Here is an 18660-nt window from a genome sequence, read left to right as displayed (position 1 = left end):
GGTAAGGCAGCATGAGCACTTTGTACCAGATACCTACGGGAGTTGGAGCTTCGAAAAGCGTTGTAGAAGATTTCGCGCAACGCGTAGCTGAAATCTATGACTACAAGCCAGGGCAAAGTTTGGAGGAGCTGGTCGCGCACCATGGAGGCAAGATAGTAATCGGCTCCAGTGGCGATGAAGATCACGATAGCGGATCGATCGTAGCTAGAAATCTGAATGATTATACGATTTATTTGTCCCCCAATACGTCTCGTTTGCGCGACAGATTCACCATAGCTCATGAGCTCGGACACCTGCTGCTTCATCTACCGAAAATTAAAAAGGCGTGCCCCAGTGCAGTCATGCGGGCGACCCGGTGGGTAGACATGGGTGACTCGGATCAGCGCAGGGCCGAACTTGAGGCTAATTGGTTCGCTGCAGCCTTTCTTATGCCGGCGGAAGCTTTCAGCGAAGTTTATAGTTCTGCAGGCGTGGACGGTGCCAAAGAAGTCTTCGATGTCAGTCGTTCTGCGGCAGATACGAGGGCTCGTGCATTGGGTCTTTGACGTATGAGCGCCGATATCGTCGTTTTACCTACGAAGCCGGGCTATCGTATTCGATTGTTTCTTTCCGTTGATCTAGTCGGGTCTACGGCCTTCAAGTCGAAAGAATCGCACAACAACCTTGTGTGGATGAAGGCTTTCCAAAAGTTCTATGGCCGCTTTCCGAAGATATTTCGAAAGCGGTATGAGGATTTCTGCGCCTCCAATCCAGAAATTGACGAAAAAGAACAGAGCGATCTACCCAAAGTCTGGAAGACCATCGGGGATGAAATTCTCTTTGTGAATCGCGTTTATAGCATAGCCCATCTAGCGGCCTATGTGTACGCATTCAGGGAGGCTCTCATCGATTTTGGCGAGGAAATCGGAAGTGCCTTCGATCTCAACACCAAGGGAAATGCATGGGTCGCCGCTTTCCCGACGCCTAATCGCAGTATCCAATTGTCGCTGAATGGTGGCGATTCCTTGTACGGGGAAGGATACGACCTGTTGACCGAAGAGGTCGAGATCGCTGTAGACGAAGCTCCGGGAAAATTCGATTTTCTAGGCAAAGGTATCGACGGCGGCTTTCGCATTTCGCGAAATTCAGCGATTGATGCGATGACTCTTTCGCCTGCTCTTGCTTATTTGCTCTGCAAGGCAAAACGCAACGTCGATACTACAAAATTTGATTGCAAATTTTCATTTCATGAGCCGCAGGTATTCAAAGGCGTTGTGGGTGGAAGAAAATATCCAGTAATTTCGCTCATCACAAGCCGCGATGAAAATCATGAGGCTGTTGAGTGTCTGGAGGCGGAGTTGCTTGATAGACCGCGCGAGGCAGAGATAGGCACATTATTTGATTATCTAGAAAGCTACATTCAGGCATACCGGATCGAAAAGCCGGAGTTGAAGCTTGCGTACCGTAGTGCTGACATCGAAGTGCCGGAATATTACAAAGTATATATATCCGCTTGGGAAAAAGATCGGGTTGAGATCGAAGCTCGGAAAAAGACTGAGCAGGAAGCCGCCAACACTAGCGACGGCGATCTGGCGGCAGAATTCTTGGGCAGCGACCAGACCTCGGTAGAAGATCTGCTTGGCGCTATCGAGCCCGGTCTCACGGTCCTAGAGGCTGAACCGGCTGTTGCTGAAAGCAAAGCCGCCGCTGCGGATTGAGCCGCAGCTGAGAGCGCTGCCCCGACACCCATTATGGTTTGATCCGTGATAGGCAGGGCTCTCGCCAGTTAGAAATATCGCGTTTTTTCGACGAATTAGGTAGATAGTTTCGCGGGATCCCACCCAATTAGTCGAGTGACCATTGATGAGGGCGGTCTCAATGCTCGCGAGTTCGCGCAGGTCAGCTATCCTCGCGAGTTGGCTCCGATGCGGACATTCCGCTACCGGCAAGACAGGTCAGTGCAGGCCCGCAATCTCGTTGCGCGCCGCTTCGGCCACAAAACCGCTACGGGTCAACCCTCGCATCCTGGCGGCGGCGTCGATGGCCTCGACAATACCCCGATCCATGGACAGGTTCACGCGGGTCATTTTCCCGGCGTTGCTGACGCGCGGCACGGCAAGCAGATAGGCGCCCTGGGCCAGTTCATCCGCCACCTCGGCGCGCACCTGCTCGATCGAGCGGGGCACGACTTCCTCCGCATCCTCAAACCAAAGGTCGAGCGCTTCAACGGCTTTGGGCAATACCGCATCCTCCGTGTCGGCTGCCGAAAAGCAACCGGGTAAATCGGGGAAGCTCACGCCAAAGGCGCTGTCTTCATCCTTGTGAACGATCGCGTAAAAAACCTTCATCACTTTACCTCTCTGGGGCGGCTTAGAGCCACCCCGCCATCTTCGCTATGTTCCGGGCCGTCCCGATAGGGAGATCCTTTTTCGGGTGGGGAACAATGATAGTCCGATCGTCCTTTCTGAACTTGTGGTGCGATCCTTTGACCGACACTTGTTCAAACCCCTCTTCAAGCAAACGCCTGACGATCTTTTTGCTGTCCCGTTCCATGCGCAAATATTTACGCATGACTGAGGGCAATAGCAAGAGGGAATGCGCAAATATTTGCGCAACATATTGCGATATCGATTGATGACCACCCTCTGGTTTTACGGCCCTTTCTGTTTGCAGGGCTGCGCCAATCATACCCCCGGATGGTCGCCAGTCCATTTGTAGAGGCGGCCTCTACAAATGGAGCCGATAGCATCCGCCATACCCGACGGCCGACATGGGCGCCATGGCCGATGCAACCTTCACCGCCGTTGATCTGTCGCGCCTTCCCGCGCCGGACATCATCGACCCGCTAGATTTCGAAACGATCTATGCGGACGCCGTCGCATATATGCAGACGCTGATGCCGGATTTTGTGAGCCGGGACAGCGATCCAGCGTCGAAGTTGCTCCAGACGTTCGCCTATTTCGCCCAATTGCTGCGCCAGCGCGTGAATGATGCGGCCCGCGCCGTCATGCCTGCCTATGCCGTGGGCGCGGACCTCGACCATATCGCGGCCCTGTTCGGCATCGCCCGCCTGACCATCACCCCGGCGGATGAAATGCTGGGGATCCCGGCGGTGATGGAAAGCGACGCTGATTTCCGCCGCCGTATGGTGCTGGCTCCCGAAGGTTATTCGGTCGCGGGACCGGAAGGGGCCTATATCTTCCACGCCCTGTCGGCGGACTCCGATGTGCTGGACGCCAGCGCGATTAGTCCCAGCCCCGGCCAAGTGCTGGTGTCGGTCCTGTCCCGCATCGGATCCGGCGCGGCATCCGCCGGGCTGATCGCGACCGTCGCCGCCTATGTGTCCGACGAAACGCGTCGCCCGCTTACCGACTTTGTCACCGTCCAGTCCGCCGCGATCGTCAATTACAACGTCAACGCCACCATCACGACATTCAGCGGTCCCGATGGCAGTGTGGTGCTGGACGCGGCCCGCGCCAAGCTGGACGATTATGTCGCCTCCAGCCATCGCCTTGGCCGCGACATTACTCGATCGGGCATCTTCGCCGCCTTGCATGTTGAGGGCGTGCAGAATGTCGTCCTGACGTCCCCGGCTGCGGACATCGTGATCTCGCGCGAGCAGGCCCCTTACTGCACCGGCGTCACGCTCAGCTACGCGGGGACGGGCGAATGACCTATCCGTCCATTCTGCCGCCTGCCTCGACCGATCTGGAAAAGGCGCTGGAACAGGTCGTTGCCCGGCTGCTCGACATCGCCGTGCTGGTTCGAGACGTCTGGTCGCCTTCCAACTGCCCGATCGCCCTTCTACCATGGCTTGCCTGGGGCCTGTCGCTCGACAACTGGTCATCGGACTGGCCCGAAGCGGTCAAGCGCGAACGGGTACGCAAGGCGATCACGATCGCTCGGCAGAAGGGCACCGCTGCGTCCGTGCGCGCTGTCGTCCAAAGCTTCGGCGGATCGGTCGCGATCCGCGAATGGTGGCAGATGACACCAAAGGGCGATCCCTATTCTTTCAGCCTGGTGTTGAACCTTGACCAGCAGGGCGCGCCTGCGTCGGCCGCCTTTGTCGATCAGGTCATTGCGGAAGTCAGTCGGGCCAAGCCGGTGCGCTCTCACTTCACCTTCACGCAAGGGGTCACCGCAAAGGCCGGCGTCGGCCTGATCGCGGCGGCGCGCCCGACCATCTACGCGCGGCTGTCCTGCGTGGCGCCGCCAGAAACTCCTGCCCCCTGACCGGAGGAACCATGGCTCTTACCATCATCGTCACCAATGCAGGCCGCGCAGCGCTCGTCAATGCCGCCAATACCGGCACCGCGCCCGTCACCATCGCCAAGGTGGGCTTGTCGGCCACGGCCTTGACCCCTTCCAAGACCGCGACATCTCTCCCCGGCGAACATAAGCGCATCGACACCCTGTCAGGCGATGTGGTGGCCGATGACACCATCCACCTGATCGTGCGCGATGAAGGCACCGGCGTCTTCACGGTGCGCAGCTTCGCCCTCTATCTGGCCGATGGCACGTTGTTCGCCATTTATGGCCAGTCCGCCGTGATCGTGGAGAAATCGGCGCAGGCGATGCTCTTGATGGCCATCGACGTCCAGTTCGCTGACGTAGCCGCAACCGCGCTCAGCTTTGGCAACGCCAACTTCCTGAACCCGCCTGCTACGACATCGATGCAGGGCGTGGTGGAACTGGCGACCGATGCGGAAACGGATGCGGGCGCAGATAGCGCGCGTGCGGTCACGCCGAAGGGCGTCAAGTCCGCCGTCACCAACTGGATCAACGCCCGCTTTGGCGAAGGTGCGCCATCGGCCTTCGTCAAATCCCTGCTGACGGCGGCCAGTGCGGTGGCCATGCGCGGGGCGCTGGGCCTCAAATCCGCAGCGCTCAAGGATGAAGGCGCGGGCAACGGCCTGGACGCAGACCTGCTCGATGGCCAGCAGGGCAGCTATTACGCCAATGTCCCCGCCCGGCTCGGCTACACACCAGCAAACCAAGCTGGTGACACATTTACCGGTCCCCTCACCATTTCTCATAATGCGCCTCGTATCCTGTTTTCGGAAACGGATACGGCCAAGCAATGGTATCTCGTGGCGGACGGCTCAACGCTTAGCGTTCGTGAAAATAGCACCGCTAACGCGGGCACAAGATTGCAGATCAACCCGGATGCGCTGCGGCTTACCTTGGGTACGGGCCTGCTCTGGGGCAGCGCCACTATATGGCATAGCGACAATGATGGCGCGGGATCGGGCTTGGACGCCGACCTGCTCGATGGGCAGGATGGCAGCTATTACACCAATATCACCGCGCGGCTTGGCTATACCCCGCTGAACAAGGCCGGTGACGTGGCGACGGGCCGGATCACGGTCATGGGCAACGGCACGGGCGACAGCGCCATGGCAAACACGGCCTCGAACCTCGGCGAGATCGAGGTGCGGGGCAATGGGACAGGTGCCGCCATGCTCTGCTTCCACCGTCCGAACCAGCGTGCCTTCTACTTCGGTCTCGACACGGACAATAAGCTCAAGCTGGGCGGTTGGTCATTCGGTGCGAACGCTTATGAAATCTGGCATTCCGGCAATGACGGCGCAGGGTCGGGCCTGGACGCTGATCTGCTCGATGGGCAGCAGGGGAGCTACTACACCAATATCGTAGCCCGCCTGGGTTATACCCCTGTCAATAAGGCAGGTGACACTCTGACGGGCAGCTTGAGCCTGCCTTATCTCAGTGTGACGGCCAACGGCGACGGCGCAAATATCCGCCTTGGCGACGATGCGTTTATTGGCGATTCCAACATCGCGAACGGCTTCTCGATCCGGGGTGTAGGCAACTGGAACGCCGGCTTCGTCCGCTTCGGCAACTCACCCCACACGCTGGGTTGCAACGCGAATGAGGAATTGCTCCGATATGGCGGCAGCGTCGTCTGGCATTCGGGCAATGACGGCGCGGGATCGGGCCTGGACGCCGACCTGCTCGATGGACAAGACAGCAGCTATTACACCAATATTCCGGCCCGCCTTGGTTACACCCCCGCCAATGTGGCAGGCCAAATATTCACCGGCATAGTAGAGGCGGTTTCGCCCGCCAACGGCGTCACCGGCGGCTTTCGCCTGCGCGCGCCATCCAACGGTGGCGATGCCTATTTTCAGGTCACATCGAACAATGGGACGGTGAACTGGGGGGCGTTCGGCTTCAACTCTTCCGGGGTCATGCACTGGAACGGCAATTTAGTCTGGCACACTGGCAATGACGGCTCTGGCTCCGGCCTCGACGCTGATCTGCTGGATGGCTGGCAACTCAGCGACATTCTGCCCAGCGGAAACCTCGACAGCACCGGCTATTGCCGATTGCCCAACGGCCTCATCATGCAGTGGGGCATGGTCTACTGCAACGCGGACTCCTATGGGTCCATCACCTTCCCCATCCAGTTCCCGACCGCCTGTTTCCATATTCATTCGGGCGTCGCCACCGAAATCGGCAACGGTAATGCGCAAGCCAACTGTCCGCTTCCCTACAGCGTGAGCAGAGACGGGGCCAGTTTTTGGAACGCCGCCCCGGCGGCCAACGCCTGGTGGATGGCCATCGGCAGATAAGGAGAAATTCGCGTGCCTCTTTTCTACAGCGCCTGCGCTGGCGGCTTTTTGGACGACACTATCCATGGCAATATTCCCGATGATGCGCGGCCCGTCACGGCACAAGCCCATCAGGCTCTGATCGCAGCGGCGTGCAGCGGATCGACTATCGTTGCGGACGACAGCGGCAATCCCGTCGCTGTCCCGCTACCCGCGCCAGATGCCGCCGAATTGCTCCGCCAGATGCGCACCAAGCGCGACCGGCTACTTGCCGCCTGTGACTTTACGCAGGTGCCCGATAGCCCGCTGACGGCCGCCAAGCGCGAGGAATGGCGCGTATATCGTCAGGCCCTACGTGACCTCACCGAAACCGCCAACGACCTCGCATCGGTCGAATGGCCCACCCCTCCCTCTGTCTAAAGGATTTTCCATGACTGATCTGACCACGAAAATCGGCGCGTTCAACGCCGATAAAAGGACCATCCCAGTGACCTTCACCAGCGGTGACATCGTCCATAAGCGCGACGTCAATGCCGTGTTGAAGGATGACGGCAGCTATGACCGGGCAGCGACCAAGACGCGCGTCGAGGATGTGGCGCGTGGCGTCGCGCACAAGATCGGCCTGGGCGTCATCACCATGCCTCAGCCCGAACCGGAAGGCGGATCAAGCGAAGCTGAACCGACCGCTACCGCCTGACAGGCCACTCCCTGCATTTGTAGAGGCCGCCTCTACAAATGCAGGCCCGCGAAATAGCGGCACGGGCGCGCCATGGTCCGCCCCATGGCACAGACCCAAGACCCCGAACAATTGACCGGCGATGTCATTCGCATCGGCACCATCGCGTCGGTCGACCATGCCAATGCCACCTGCACGGTCGAATCCGGCGATCTTGTCACCGGCGAACTGCCCTGGGTCGCGCAGCGCGCGGGCGGCATCCGTCTGTGGTCGCCGCCCAGCGTGGGGGAACAATGCGTCCTGCTGTCGCCCGAAGGCGATATTGAAAACGGCCTGGTCGTGCTGGGCTTTTTCTCCGACGCCTGCCCGGCCCCGTCCAGCGATCCCGATGTCACCCATCTGGAATTCCCCGATGGCGCGACCCTGATCTACAATCATGCAGCGCACACCCTGTCGGCGACCCTGCCCGGTGGCGGCACGGCCACGATCGATGCGCCCGGCGGCGCGACCATCAACGGCGACGTGACGATCAATGGTAATGTCGCGGTCAGCGGCACGGTGGACGCAACCGATGACGTGATCGGCGGCGGCAAAAGCCTCAAGAGCCACAAGCATGGCGGCGTCCAGGCCGGGACCGCGCAGACAGGCGCGCCCGTCTGATGACCGGCATGGCGCGCAGCAGCGGGGCCGCGCTCGATGGTCTCGACCATATCAGGCAATCGGTCGGTGATATTCTGTCCACGCCCGTTGGTTCGCGCGTCGGCCGCCGGGATTATGGTTCACTGCTACCCGACCTGATCGACCAGCCCATGACCGCTGCGAACATCCTGCGCCTGTACGCGGCTACGGCGCTCGCCCTCTCCCGCTTTGAAGATCGCATCCGCCTGCGCCGCGTCGGCCTCTCCACGGGCGAACGGCGCGGACAGGCCATCGTCACGATCGATGCGGAACGCACGGACACAGCGCCCGCCAATGCCCGAACCCGGCTTGTCCTGCCCCTCACCCTCTAACGCCCCCTCTATCAAGGAGCCACCATGGCCAGCTTCAAACATGGCATCACCGTCACCGAGATTACGACCGGCGCACGCACCCTGACTGCCGTTTCCACCGCCATCATCGGCCTGGTCGCCACCGCGTCCGATGCGGATGCCGCGACCTTCCCGCTCGATCGGCCTGCCCTCATCACCGACATTGAAACGGCGATCGGCAAGGCGGGCGTGCTGGGCACGCTGGCGAAGTCCCTGCGCGCGATCGCCGATCAGACCCGCCCTATTGTCGTGGTCGTCCGCGTTGCCGAAGGGGAGGATGACGCCGCCACCGCCAGCAATGTCATCGGCACCACGACGGCGGAAGGGCAGAAAACCGGGATGCAGGCGCTGCTGGCCGCACAGGCGCAACTCAGCGTCCGCCCCAAGATCATCGGCGCGCCTGGTCTTGAAACGCAGGCCGTCACCACGGCGCTGGCCGTCGTGGCGAAGAAGCTGCGCGGCTTTGCCTATGCCCGTGCGATCGGCGAAACCGTGGGGGAAGCGGCCAATTATCGCAAGAACTTCGCCCAGCGCGAATTGATGCTGCTCATGCCCGATTTCCTTAGCTGGGACACGGCCACCAGCGCCAATGTCACCAGCTATGCCGCCGCCCGCGCCATGGGCCTGCGCGCGCTGATCGATGAACAGGTCGGGCCGCACAAGACCCTCTCCAACGTCGCGGTGGAGGGCGTCGTCGGCCTGACCAAGGATGTGCATTGGGATATCGAAGATCAGGACACCGAAGCTGGCCTGCTCAATGCGTCTCAAATCACGGCGCTGATCCGTACCGACAGCGGCTATCGCTTCTGGGGCAACCGCACCTGTTCCGACGAACCGCTCTTCGCTTTCGAAAGCACGGTGCGCGTCGCCCAACTGCTGACCGACACGGTCGTCAATGGCATGATCTGGGCGCTCGACAAGCCGCTGACCCCGTCGCTGGCGAAGGACATCGTCGAAACGATCAACGGCTTCGGCCGCGATCTCAAAGCCGCCGGCGTCGTGCTCGGCTTCAACGCCTGGTTCGATGAAGCGAACAACAGCACCGCCAGCCTCAAGGCGGGCAAGCTGCGCATCGACTATGATTACACCGTGCCGCCGCCGCTCGAAGACCTGGGCTTCAACCAGCGCATCACCGACAGCTATTTCGCCGATTTCGCGAGCCAGTTGACCCAGGCCGCCTGATCGGCGCGCCTCCCTCTCAATCTGCATAGGAGCCTGTGATGGGACTGCCCCGCACCCTCAAGAATATGATGCTGTTCAATGAAGGCCTTGGCTATGTTGGCGAGGTCAAGACCGTCACCCTGCCTACCCTCACCCGCAAGCTGGAAGAATATCGCGGCGGCGGCATGAGCGGCCCGGTCTCGATCGACATGGGGCAGGAGGCGATGGAACTATCCTTCACCTGCGGCGGCCCGATGCGCGATGTCCTGCGTCAATATGGGACGACGCGGGTGAACGGCGTCTATCTCCGCTTCGCCGGTTCCTATCAGCGCGACGACAGCAGCGCTGGGGATACTATCGAACTGATCGTGCGTGGTCGTCATTCGGAAATCGAAATGGGCGATCAGGAAGTCGGCGAGGTCGGTGAATTCACCGTCACCTCTGCGCTCGCCTATTACAAGCTCGTTTGGAACGGCCGCACCGAAATCGAGATCGATCCGCTCAACATGGTTGAGATGGTGGGCGGCGTCGACCGCCTGGCTGAGCAGCGCGCCGCACTGGGCATCTTCTGATCCTCGCTGCCCCGCGCAGCGCGCGGGCAGTCCTTCCCTACCTTTGAATAGGACCATTATCATGAGCGATAGCGCCACCCCCATTTTCCGCACCGTCACGCTCGATGCGCCGATCGTGCGCGGGGAAGCCAGCATTGAAGAATTGACACTGCGCAAGCCTCGTTCGGGCGAACTACGCGGCCTGTCCCTGGTCGATCTGGGCCAGTTGAAGGTGGACAGCCTGACCAGGCTGCTACCCCGCATCACCATGCCGACCCTGACCGAAGCCGAAGTCAGCAACATGGAACCGGCGGACCTGTTGGCCTGCGGCGCAGAGATCGGGAGTTTTTTGTTGCAGAAGTCGCAGCGCGCGGCTGTCCTCGATCAGTAGATGACGCGATGGCGGACGTGGCGATCATCTTCCATTGGTCGCCCGCCGTCATGGACGGAATGGATCTGTCCGAACTGATGGGCTGGCGCGAGCAGGCCGCCCGGCGCTCCAAACCCGCTGATAAACCCGGAAAGCGATAATGGCGGACAGAAATCTCCGATTGCAGGTCATTCTTGAGGGGCTGGATCGCATTACCGCGCCGCTCAAGTCCATCACCGGTGCGTCGTCGGCCGCGCGCAAGGATTTGGCCGAAACGCACAAACAGTTGAAGGCGCTCGATGCGCTCCAGCAGCAGGTCGGCAAATATAAGGCGGCCGAATCCCGTTTCGCCGACGACAATCGCCAATATCAGGAAAGCCAGACGCGCCTGGCGGCGCTGCGCGCGCAACTGGATGCGACGGAAAAGCCGACCAAGAAGCTGCGCGACGAATTCGCGCGAACCGAAAAACAGTCGGCACACCTCGCCAACCGCATTGAAAACGGGGGCACAGAATTGCAGCGGCTGTCGGCCAAGCTGTCCTCTGCCGGGATCGATGTCGCTGACCTCGCCCACCATGAAGATCGCCTGGCCGCTAAAACGGCGCAGGCCAATCAGGCGTTGCGCAAACAGACCGCGCAGTTGGAAAAGGTCGCACAGGCCAATCGCAACTCGGAAAAGCTGAATGCGGTCAGCCAGAAAGCGACCGGCATGGGCCTTGGCATGGTGGCCGCCGGCACCGCCGCCGGTGCGCCGATCGTCATGGCGACCCGGCAGGCGATGACGCTGGAAAGCGCCATGGCCGACGTGTCCAAAGTCACCAACATGGCGCAGCCTGCCATCGAGCGCATGTCGAACGACTTTCTCGACATGAGCGAGACCATCCCCATGGCGGCCAATGAACTGGCCCAGATCGCCGCCGCTGCGGGGGCCGCTGGCGTGGGCATGGATAAATTGGGCAATCCCCTGCGCGATCAGCGCAAACAATTGCTCGCATTTACCAATGATGCGGCCGAAATGGGCGTCGCCTTCGATATGACCGCCGATGTGGCGGGCGAAACCATGGCGAAATGGCGCACTGCCTTTGAACTGCCCCAGGCGGGGGTTCGCGCGCTGGGCGACCGCGTCAATGCATTGACCAACAGTTTTGGCGGTAAGGCCGCCAACGTCACCGACATCATTACGCGCATCGGGCCATTGGGCAAAGTGGCGGGCCTTGCTGCGCCGGAGATCGCGGCGCTTGGGTCAACGCTCGATTCCATCGGCGTGCAGAGTGAGGTCGCGTCCACCGGCATCAAGAACACAATGCTGGCGCTCACCAAGGGCGAAGCCGCAACGAAGTCACAGCGGGCCGCCTACCAGGCACTCGGGTTGGATGCGGTCAAAGTCAGTAAGCGGATGCAGAAGGACGCCGCCGGCGCGATCATCGACGTCATGGAGCGGATCGGTAAGCTCGATGTCGATAAACAGGCCGGGATACTGACCCAGCTCTTCGGCTCCGAAAGCGTCTCCGCCATCGCGCCAATGCTGACCAATCTCGACGGGTTGAAGGCCCGGCTTGCCCTGGTCGGCGACACCAGCAAGACCGCCGGGTCGATGCACGCGGAATTCCTCAACCGCATTGCAACGACCGAGGGGGCCACCGGCCTTGCCACCAACGCCCTCTCCGGCCTCAACATCACCATGGGCAACGCCTTGCTGCCCACCGTGGTCGCGCTCGCCAATCATGTGCGTGCCGCCGCCAGCGCCATGCGCGGATGGGCGCAGGCGCACCCGGCCCTCGCCAAGGGGATCATGATCTTCATGGGCGCAGGAGCCGCCTTGCTCATTCTGCTGGGCGGTATCGCTCTGGCCTTCGCCGCACTGACCGCCGCTGCCGCACCGCTCGGCATCGCGCTTGGGCCGCTTCTCCTGATCGTCGCGGCCATCGCCACGCTCGCCGCTGTGGCTTATCTGATCTATGATAATTGGGGCGCTATATCGGCGTGGTTCGGCGGCTTGTGGCAGGGCATCAAGGCCATGGTCAGCGAGGCAATCGGTTTCCTGATCGACGCCTTCCTCACCTTCACGCCCCTTGGCCTGCTGATCCGCGCCTTCATGCCTGCCCTTGCCTATCTGCGCTCGCTCAATTTTACCGAGATCGGCCGCAACCTGATCCAGGGGCTTATCAAGGGCGTTACCGATAGGCTCGGCGCGCTCAAGTCCACCATCGTTGGCGCGGCCAGTGCCGTCGCCAACTGGTTCAAGGAAAAGCTGGGCATCCATTCCCCCTCGCGCGTTTTCGCCGGGCTTGGCGGCTTTGTGATGGACGGGCTGGACCAGGGCCTTGCGGACAATGCCACCGGGCCGCTTGGCCGTATCTCCGACCTGTCGGACCATATGACGGAGCGGTTGAAGATCGCTTCTGCCGGGCAAGCCAGCGGCAACGACAGCGAAGGATGGAGCGCCCTCCTTTCGCGCATCGCCACCATGTCCGGTCAGATCAGCAGCGCTATCGCGGCTGGTTCGGTGGCCCCTGCCATGGCCGCTATTGCGCCACCAGTAGCCTCGTCCGCGAACAGAGCCGATGGCGGCGCGTCTGCGCCTGTCTCCGCGACCTACACCATCACCATTCACGCCAATGCCGCACCGGCCCAGGACATCGCACGCCAAGTCCGCGAGGCTATCGAACAGATGGAGCGTGAGCGGCGCGGGCGCAGCTTCGCGGACGATTAAGGGGACCAAGTAATGCACTTGATGGCGCTGGGCATGTTCCTGTTTGAGATCGGAACGCTGCCCTATGACGAACTCCAGCGCAAAACCGATTGGCGGCATGTCCGATCCGGTCGCGTTGGCGCGCGCGACGCCACGCAATTTCTGGGCGTGGGCGATGAAACGATCAGCCTGTCGGGGGCGGTCTATGCCGAAATTGCCGATGGGCGTGTGTCGCTCGATGATCTGCGCGCCATGGCCGACGATGGCGAGGCGCTGCCGCTGATCGACGGGACCGGCGCAGTGTTCGGCAATTTCGTGATCGAGGCGATCGATGAGCGGCACGCCTTCCTGATGTCTGACGGCCGCCCGCGCCGGATCGACTTCGGTATCGATCTGCTCCGCGTCGATGATCCCGCCAGTAGCACGGACGCAGCAGCAACCTCATGACCGAGGGGATCAGCAATATTCCCGACTGGCGCGTTACCCTGGACGGCAAGGATTTGACGGACCGGCTGCGCCCGCGCCTTGTATCGCTCACCCTGTCGGAAAAGCGCGGTGACGAAGCCGATCAGTTGGATATCGTGCTGGACGACACGGACGGGATGTTGTCGATCCCGAAGGAAGGCGCGCTGCTCAGCGTGCAATTGGGCTGGAAACAGGGGCGGGACGTCACCATCGGCCTGGTCGCAAAGGGCAGCTTCAAGGTGGATGACGTCTCCCATAGCGGCCCGCCCGATCAGATCAGGATACGCGCCCGCGCCGCCGACTTCACCAGCGCGATCCGCAACCGGCGCGAGCAAAGTTGGAAAAGCACGACGCTGGGCGCGGTGCTGAAGGATGTGGCGGGCCGCAATGGCCTGACGCTCAAGGTCGCGGCCGACCTGTCCGCGATCGCACTCAAATCGATCAGTCAGTCGCGCGAAAGCGACATCGCCTTCCTGCGCCGCCTCGGCCGCGAGCATGATGCCGTGGCGACGATCAAGGACAAGCATCTGATCTTTGCCCGCAAGGGCGCTGGCGCTACCGCCAGCGGCAAGGCGCTGCCTACCCTCACCATCGCCCGCCGCGATGGCGATGGGCATATATGGCAGCGCCAGAAGCGCGATGGACAGGAAGGCGTCACCGCCAGTTGGCACGACAGGAAGGGCGCGAAGCGTCAGGCCGTCACCGTGGGCAAGGCAGACGGGGCGAAGACGCTGCGCAAACTCTATCCCGACGAAGCATCCGCGAAACGCGCCGCCGTCGCGGAGCGCAACCGGCTGAAACGCGCGCCCGCCAGCCTGGACGTGAAGCTGGCGCTTGGCCGTCCCGATGCCTTCCCCGAAGCGCGGGTGACGGCATCAGGGTTCAAGGACGAAATCGATGCGACGACCTGGCTGATCGCCGAGGTCACGCATCGGCTCGACAATGGCGGTGGGTTCGGGACGGAGGTCCGAATGGAAACTGCTCCCTGACCCCGCCCGCCGCATTTCCAAATCGCTCATCGGCCCAAAAACGATGTGCCGACAAACTCTTATGGCACCCCAGCCACAGGCGGGGGTGCCATTACTTTAATCTTGCAATTACACGATCGACCGCCTCATGAGGCTCCGATCCCTATGAAATCATGCCTCACAGGATCAAGGGTGAGTCATGCAAAACGCCGCCGCTGGCGGTTCACTCCGTCTCGCACGAGCAGGACTGTGTGAGAACGTCAGCCAGCGAACCTAAGCCTTTCAAAGGTCTTTGTCGCGCTTCGACCTTACGACCAGAAAGATAGCAACCAAATACGCTATTCCGACGAAGGCCAGTCTCATCCGAGCTGTATGGGTTTTTTGGGCAGAACAAACGATATCACTGATCGAAGGACCGCAATCCCCCATCATAGAGCCTACAAAGAAGATAAAGGCAAAGCATAAAAATATCAATGTTATCAAAACGATTTTGCCGATACTCATATCATATCTCCGCAACGGTCACTACCTAGCAAGGCTTGTCCCTAGCGTATCGACGCTCCAATGCTTTGGCGGCCTTCTTTGCGGTGCTTTCAAGAATATTGTCGTTGTAGGCATCATTGCCCATCAAACCCTGCATCAAGGAACTTAGTCCGTAAGTCGCATAAAAGCCTGCCTTGTCGAGCATCTTGAACTGAACAGCGTGAAATATCTCTTCATAATGAAGTCGGTTTCCCGGAGCACTAAATGTAGAGAAGTTGGTGTTGACATATATGTCGTTACCGTTGGTGACCGCTCCGGCATTATTGAAAGCCAAATCAGTTAATATGTTACCGCTTCCCAAAGGCGGCAAACCATTATGAAATGTGATGTCGCCCAATTCGCTGGCATCAGCGCCGACAGAACTTAACTGGCCTGACAGCCATGATAACTCGCAGGCCGGGATTTTCGCACTTTGCGGCGTTCGGACGGGTTCATATTTAATCGGGGTATCGAATGGCCCTGGCTCACTCAGGAATGGAATGAGCGTCTGCGAGCCCATTCCCATGAAAAACGGATCGCATGAAGCACCGCGGCATGATGCCTTCACCTCGATCGATTCGCCAGGACCATTGCAGTTTTGCGATTTGCACGCCAGCCCACTAGGGTCACGCGCGTTAACCGGATCTCCCCCGACATAGTTATACCAGTTCATGCCGTCGCCGTATCCGATGGGATCGGTCTGGAGGAACCTGCCGAGGGTGGGGGAGTAGATGCGGCTCTTGTAGTTGTACATGCCCAGTTCGGGTATCCAGGCCTGGCCGGTATATTGGAACATGCCCATATTGCCGCTGGCGGGGATGCCGAACTCGTCATAGCTGTTGATCTTCATGACCCCGCCGCTGCTATTGGTCACCGCCACAATCGAGCCGCGCTCGTCGGCCGACAGGAACTTCTTGACCAGGCTGCCCGATGAATAGTCGTACCACACCAGCGGTTGGTCGTCATCCGGTCCGAAGACGTAGCGATGCTGGATCGCCTGGTCGCTCGATCGGCGCTCGCTCACGACATGCGGGCCGTCATATTCGAATGCCCGCCAGGTCGTGCCGTTGCCCACCAGCTTCATCCGGCCCACGGGGTCCTGATAGAGTTGCGTGCCGTTGCTCGACGTCACCAGCGCATTGTTGACATTATAGGCGAAGGTGTCGCCGCCCGCCTTGCTCAGATTGCCCTTGACGTCATAGCTGGGCGTGATCGACCCGACCTGGCTATATTGGTTGAGCGCGTTGGTCTGATAGACGCGCGTCGTGTTGACTGCCCCATTCCAGGCATAGCTGTCGTTGGAACTGATCCGCGTCGTGATCTGTCCGGCCGCATTATATTGAAGATCGATCTTCTGATCGTAGCTCGTGTTCGTGCTGGAGGGGTAGATATTGAAATCCGTCAGGTTCGGGCCGGTATAACCATAGTTGGTCCTGGCGCCATTGCCGAGCGTGATCGAGGTACGCTGGCCCCAGTCGCCGTAACCAAATGTGGCCAAGGCTGCACTGCCATTCTCGCGTATATATCTCAGCGCGCCAGTGAGATCATATTCATAGGTCACATAGAAGCCGTCGTTCCACGTCAGCCGCGTGCGCCGTCCCGCAGCATCATATTGCATGGTGAGGGACTGGGCCTGGTCGCCCTGGCTCGTCACCCGACCCAGCGCATCATAGCTGTAGGAGACATAATGGGTGTTGGCGTCCAGCGCCCGGGTCATCCGTCCGAAATTGTCGTAGCTGTAGCTCACATCCTGATCGAAGAAGCCGTCGCCCGGATAATTGGTGTTGGTGACCCGACCCAGCGCATCATAGCTATATTCGGTATAGACCGCTTCCGAATGCCCGCGCAGCCCCTTGCGGATGATCCGCCCGGTGTCATTGCCGCTCGTGCCATAGGTGTAGAGGAACTTGTCCGCTGCCCCGCTGTTGCAGGTCGTCGCGTTGAAGCAGGTCCGCAGCAGCCGGTCGTGACCGTCATATTCATAGGAGGTCACATTGCCCTTGCCGTCCACCGCACGGATCACAGAGCCGTTCAGGTTGCGCTGATAATGCGCGTCGTCCCGCTGTGCTGGCGTGCCATAGCCGCTGATCGTCCGATCGAGCGCGCCGGCCCATTCCCATATATATTTGGTGATCCGGTCCTGGCCATTGCTGCCCGCACTGCTGTGCGTGCAGGCCGAGGCGGGAGAGCCTGATCCATATTGCGCACCATAATTGGCAGGGTTCATGCGCTGTGCAACGCAATCCACGCGGCCCAGCGCATCGTAGCTGGTTTGGGTCAGCGCATAATCAACATTGTTCGCGTGAATGCGATCGTAAATCTTCCGGCCATAGCCGTCATAATAGGGGAAATAATATTGCAACGCGGCGAAATTAGTACCGTTGTAATCAACCGTACCGAACGTGACAGAATCCGGCAAGCCATAGGCGCCATAGTGGATCAACTCGATCCGCGGGCGCCTCGAGCCCGCTCCATCCGGATCGGGCGTCCAGCGGCTCTCGATCTGGCGGGCCTTGTTGTAGCGCATCTGCATGGCGTTGCCGAGGCCGTCGGTCTGGCTCGTGACGTTTCCGATATCGTCATAACCGAAATTGACCGTCTGAAGTTGGCCGGGATCATTATTGCCGGATCGGACCTTACGCCAAACCACCAGCATGTTGGCCCCTGTGGTTGGCCCGCCTTGATAGGCATATTCGACGACCGTTTCGGCGGCCGTACCCACACATGACGGCGCGCTGCCGGTTGCGCAGGTCGAGATGGTCAGGGGATAACGCGTCACGGCCGATCCTGGCACCAGCGCGCCCGAGGCATCCTTCACCCAGGCCTGCAAGTTGACGAAGGTCGTGCGGCTCTCAGGACGCGCTTGACCAGCCGCAGGCGCGGGCGCGGTGACCTTGCTCACCATGCCCGAGCTGTCGTCATATTCGTAATTTGAGACCTGTCCTGCCTGATCCGTGGTGGTTGTCGGCTGGTTGCAGGTCTTCTGGTTGCTACAGCTCGAAGGAAAGGTCGCCTGATAGGCCGCGAAGGCCGGATTGCCCGAACCGGACTTGGGCGTCAGCACCGTCTTCGTGACATTGCCGCGCGTGTCATATTCATAGCTGGCCGAATTGCTCTCCGGCATCGTCACCTTCTTGAGAAGGTTGATCCGGCAGGTCGCGTCATTGACCGTGCAATATTCGAAGTTGGTCGTATAGCCATTCTCGTTCGTCTCGGATGTCTTCAACAAGCTGCTCGCGTTGAAGCCGATCGAGCGCGGGTGGCCCAGCGGATCCGTGACCGTCGTGCTGCCAGCGCCATAGCTGTAACTCCACGTCTGACCCGCCTGCTTCACCGTCGCTACCTTGCCAGAGCCATCATAGGTGACCTCCGCCGTGTTTACAGCAGCGTCGGGAATGCGAATTGCCGAAAGGCGGCTTCCTGCATAGCTGTAGTTAGTCACACGACCAGCTGCATCCGTTACGGATGAGACCAGTGTACTGGAGCCGGCATAGGTGACATATGGCCAAGTAGATGAGGGTGTACAATTTCCTGTTGGGTTACAGTAATCGATAGCATTATTGAGTGCGGTTATGCGAGTTATAGTCGACCAGTTATTTAAACTGTTTCTATCAGTTAAAATATCAGATATATATTTTAGTCTTATCTGATAACCGATAGAAGTAGTTATAGCTTT

General features: G+C 60.2%; 19 protein-coding genes. 16 read left to right on the top strand and 3 right to left on the bottom strand.

Annotated elements, in window-relative coordinates:
• Positions 1 to 11: 11 nt before the first annotated feature.
• Both MOK15_RS00625 and MOK15_RS00620 read left to right on the top strand, forming a co-directional pair.
• Positions 12 to 545, top strand: a complete 534-nt coding sequence (locus MOK15_RS00625; RefSeq protein WP_242929812.1) for an ImmA/IrrE family metallo-endopeptidase — start codon at positions 12 to 14, stop codon at positions 543 to 545.
• 3 nt (positions 546 to 548) lie between these two features.
• Positions 549 to 1697: a hypothetical protein gene (locus MOK15_RS00620; protein ID WP_242929811.1), complete on the top strand. Its 1149-nt coding sequence runs from the start codon at positions 549 to 551 to the stop codon at positions 1695 to 1697.
• 237 nt (positions 1698 to 1934) lie between these two features.
• On the opposite strand, the gene MOK15_RS00615 is transcribed toward MOK15_RS00620, so the two are convergent.
• Positions 1935 to 2327, bottom strand: a complete 393-nt coding sequence (locus MOK15_RS00615; protein WP_242929810.1) for a type II toxin-antitoxin system HicB family antitoxin — start codon at positions 2325 to 2327, stop codon at positions 1935 to 1937.
• 22 nt (positions 2328 to 2349) lie between these two features.
• Positions 2350 to 2667, bottom strand: coding sequence for a type II toxin-antitoxin system HicA family toxin (locus MOK15_RS00610; protein ID WP_242929809.1), 318 nt, complete (start codon positions 2665 to 2667; stop codon positions 2350 to 2352).
• Positions 2668 to 2758: 91 nt separating this feature from the next.
• Here MOK15_RS00610 and MOK15_RS00605 point away from each other — a divergent pair, with 91 nt between their 5' ends.
• From MOK15_RS00605 to MOK15_RS00540, 14 genes are all read left to right on the top strand, one after another.
• On the top strand, positions 2759 to 3652 hold the full coding sequence (locus tag MOK15_RS00605; protein ID WP_242929808.1) for a baseplate J/gp47 family protein: 894 nt from the start codon (positions 2759 to 2761) through the stop codon (positions 3650 to 3652).
• On the top strand, positions 3649 to 4212 hold the full coding sequence (locus MOK15_RS00600; protein ID WP_242929807.1) for a phage tail protein I: 564 nt from the start codon (positions 3649 to 3651) through the stop codon (positions 4210 to 4212). Before MOK15_RS00605 ends, MOK15_RS00600 begins: the two co-directional genes overlap by 4 nt.
• Before the next feature lie 11 nt (positions 4213 to 4223).
• Positions 4224 to 6572, top strand: a complete 2349-nt coding sequence (locus MOK15_RS00595) for a phage tail protein (protein WP_242929806.1) — start codon at positions 4224 to 4226, stop codon at positions 6570 to 6572.
• Between the two features lie 12 nt (positions 6573 to 6584).
• Positions 6585 to 6971: a tail fiber assembly protein gene (locus MOK15_RS21970; RefSeq protein ID WP_242929805.1), complete on the top strand. Its 387-nt coding sequence runs from the start codon at positions 6585 to 6587 to the stop codon at positions 6969 to 6971.
• A 10-nt stretch (positions 6972 to 6981) separates the two neighbouring features.
• Positions 6982 to 7248 carry a hypothetical protein gene (locus tag MOK15_RS00585; RefSeq protein WP_242929804.1) on the top strand — a complete coding sequence of 89 codons (267 nt, stop codon included), beginning with the start codon at positions 6982 to 6984 and terminating at the stop codon, positions 7246 to 7248.
• Positions 7249 to 7332: 84 nt separating this feature from the next.
• Positions 7333 to 7887 carry a phage baseplate assembly protein V gene (locus MOK15_RS00580; RefSeq protein WP_242929803.1) on the top strand — a complete coding sequence of 185 codons (555 nt, stop codon included), beginning with the start codon at positions 7333 to 7335 and terminating at the stop codon, positions 7885 to 7887.
• On the top strand, positions 7887 to 8237 hold the full coding sequence (locus tag MOK15_RS00575; RefSeq protein ID WP_242929802.1) for a GPW/gp25 family protein: 351 nt from the start codon (positions 7887 to 7889) through the stop codon (positions 8235 to 8237). The genes MOK15_RS00580 and MOK15_RS00575 overlap by 1 nt, the downstream gene beginning before the upstream one ends.
• A gap of 24 nt (positions 8238 to 8261) precedes the next feature.
• Positions 8262 to 9437, top strand: coding sequence for a phage tail sheath subtilisin-like domain-containing protein (locus tag MOK15_RS00570; RefSeq protein WP_242929801.1), 1176 nt, complete (start codon positions 8262 to 8264; stop codon positions 9435 to 9437).
• A 38-nt stretch (positions 9438 to 9475) separates the two neighbouring features.
• Positions 9476 to 9988: a phage major tail tube protein gene (locus MOK15_RS00565; RefSeq protein WP_242929800.1), complete on the top strand. Its 513-nt coding sequence runs from the start codon at positions 9476 to 9478 to the stop codon at positions 9986 to 9988.
• Positions 9989 to 10049: 61 nt separating this feature from the next.
• On the top strand, positions 10050 to 10358 hold the full coding sequence (locus MOK15_RS00560) for a phage tail assembly protein (RefSeq protein WP_242929799.1): 309 nt from the start codon (positions 10050 to 10052) through the stop codon (positions 10356 to 10358).
• A gap of 8 nt (positions 10359 to 10366) precedes the next feature.
• Positions 10367 to 10498 (top strand): GpE family phage tail protein, encoded by a 132-nt coding sequence (locus tag MOK15_RS00555; protein ID WP_242929798.1) that lies wholly within the window; start codon positions 10367 to 10369, stop codon positions 10496 to 10498.
• Positions 10498 to 13050, top strand: coding sequence for a phage tail tape measure protein (locus MOK15_RS00550; RefSeq protein WP_242929797.1), 2553 nt, complete (start codon positions 10498 to 10500; stop codon positions 13048 to 13050). Before MOK15_RS00555 ends, MOK15_RS00550 begins: the two co-directional genes overlap by 1 nt.
• Positions 13051 to 13062: 12 nt before the next feature.
• Positions 13063 to 13476 carry a phage tail protein gene (locus tag MOK15_RS00545; protein ID WP_242929796.1) on the top strand — a complete coding sequence of 138 codons (414 nt, stop codon included), beginning with the start codon at positions 13063 to 13065 and terminating at the stop codon, positions 13474 to 13476.
• Positions 13473 to 14483, top strand: a complete 1011-nt coding sequence (locus tag MOK15_RS00540) for a contractile injection system protein, VgrG/Pvc8 family (RefSeq protein ID WP_242929795.1) — start codon at positions 13473 to 13475, stop codon at positions 14481 to 14483. The genes MOK15_RS00545 and MOK15_RS00540 overlap by 4 nt, the downstream gene beginning before the upstream one ends.
• Before the next feature lie 508 nt (positions 14484 to 14991).
• On the opposite strand, the gene MOK15_RS21965 is transcribed toward MOK15_RS00540, so the two are convergent.
• Complete coding sequence (locus MOK15_RS21965) at positions 14992 to 18426, bottom strand: RHS repeat-associated core domain-containing protein (RefSeq protein WP_242929794.1); 3435 nt, start codon at positions 18424 to 18426, stop codon at positions 14992 to 14994.
• Positions 18427 to 18660: the final 234 nt, after the last annotated feature.

Origin of the sequence: Sphingobium sp. BYY-5 (assembly GCF_022758885.1) — a bacterium.
Lineage (GTDB): Bacteria > Pseudomonadota > Alphaproteobacteria > Sphingomonadales > Sphingomonadaceae > Sphingobium.
The sequence above is the reverse complement of the archived record's forward strand: the minus strand, read 5'-3'. Positions and strand labels throughout refer to the sequence as shown.

What these genes read in the sequence shown, in the direction of transcription:
- MOK15_RS00580 (WP_242929803.1), top strand. Translation starts at nt 7,333, where the DNA reads ATGGCACAGACCCAAGACCCCGAACAATTGACCGGCGATGTCATTCGC.
- MOK15_RS00595 (WP_242929806.1), top strand. Translation starts at nt 4,224, where the DNA reads ATGGCTCTTACCATCATCGTCACCAATGCAGGCCGCGCAGCGCTCGTC.
- MOK15_RS00625 (WP_242929812.1), top strand. Translation starts at nt 12, where the DNA reads ATGAGCACTTTGTACCAGATACCTACGGGAGTTGGAGCTTCGAAAAGC.
- MOK15_RS00555 (WP_242929798.1), top strand. Translation starts at nt 10,367, where the DNA reads ATGGCGGACGTGGCGATCATCTTCCATTGGTCGCCCGCCGTCATGGAC.
- MOK15_RS00570 (WP_242929801.1), top strand. Translation starts at nt 8,262, where the DNA reads ATGGCCAGCTTCAAACATGGCATCACCGTCACCGAGATTACGACCGGC.
- MOK15_RS00620 (WP_242929811.1), top strand. Translation starts at nt 549, where the DNA reads ATGAGCGCCGATATCGTCGTTTTACCTACGAAGCCGGGCTATCGTATT.
- MOK15_RS00540 (WP_242929795.1), top strand. Translation starts at nt 13,473, where the DNA reads ATGACCGAGGGGATCAGCAATATTCCCGACTGGCGCGTTACCCTGGAC.
- MOK15_RS00615 (WP_242929810.1), bottom strand. Translation starts at nt 2,327, where the DNA reads ATGAAGGTTTTTTACGCGATCGTTCACAAGGATGAAGACAGCGCCTTT.
- MOK15_RS00550 (WP_242929797.1), top strand. Translation starts at nt 10,498, where the DNA reads ATGGCGGACAGAAATCTCCGATTGCAGGTCATTCTTGAGGGGCTGGAT.
- MOK15_RS00575 (WP_242929802.1), top strand. Translation starts at nt 7,887, where the DNA reads ATGACCGGCATGGCGCGCAGCAGCGGGGCCGCGCTCGATGGTCTCGAC.
- MOK15_RS00545 (WP_242929796.1), top strand. Translation starts at nt 13,063, where the DNA reads ATGCACTTGATGGCGCTGGGCATGTTCCTGTTTGAGATCGGAACGCTG.
- MOK15_RS00560 (WP_242929799.1), top strand. Translation starts at nt 10,050, where the DNA reads ATGAGCGATAGCGCCACCCCCATTTTCCGCACCGTCACGCTCGATGCG.
- MOK15_RS00600 (WP_242929807.1), top strand. Translation starts at nt 3,649, where the DNA reads ATGACCTATCCGTCCATTCTGCCGCCTGCCTCGACCGATCTGGAAAAG.
- MOK15_RS00585 (WP_242929804.1), top strand. Translation starts at nt 6,982, where the DNA reads ATGACTGATCTGACCACGAAAATCGGCGCGTTCAACGCCGATAAAAGG.
- MOK15_RS00605 (WP_242929808.1), top strand. Translation starts at nt 2,759, where the DNA reads ATGGCCGATGCAACCTTCACCGCCGTTGATCTGTCGCGCCTTCCCGCG.
- MOK15_RS00565 (WP_242929800.1), top strand. Translation starts at nt 9,476, where the DNA reads ATGGGACTGCCCCGCACCCTCAAGAATATGATGCTGTTCAATGAAGGC.
- MOK15_RS00610 (WP_242929809.1), bottom strand. Translation starts at nt 2,667, where the DNA reads ATGATTGGCGCAGCCCTGCAAACAGAAAGGGCCGTAAAACCAGAGGGT.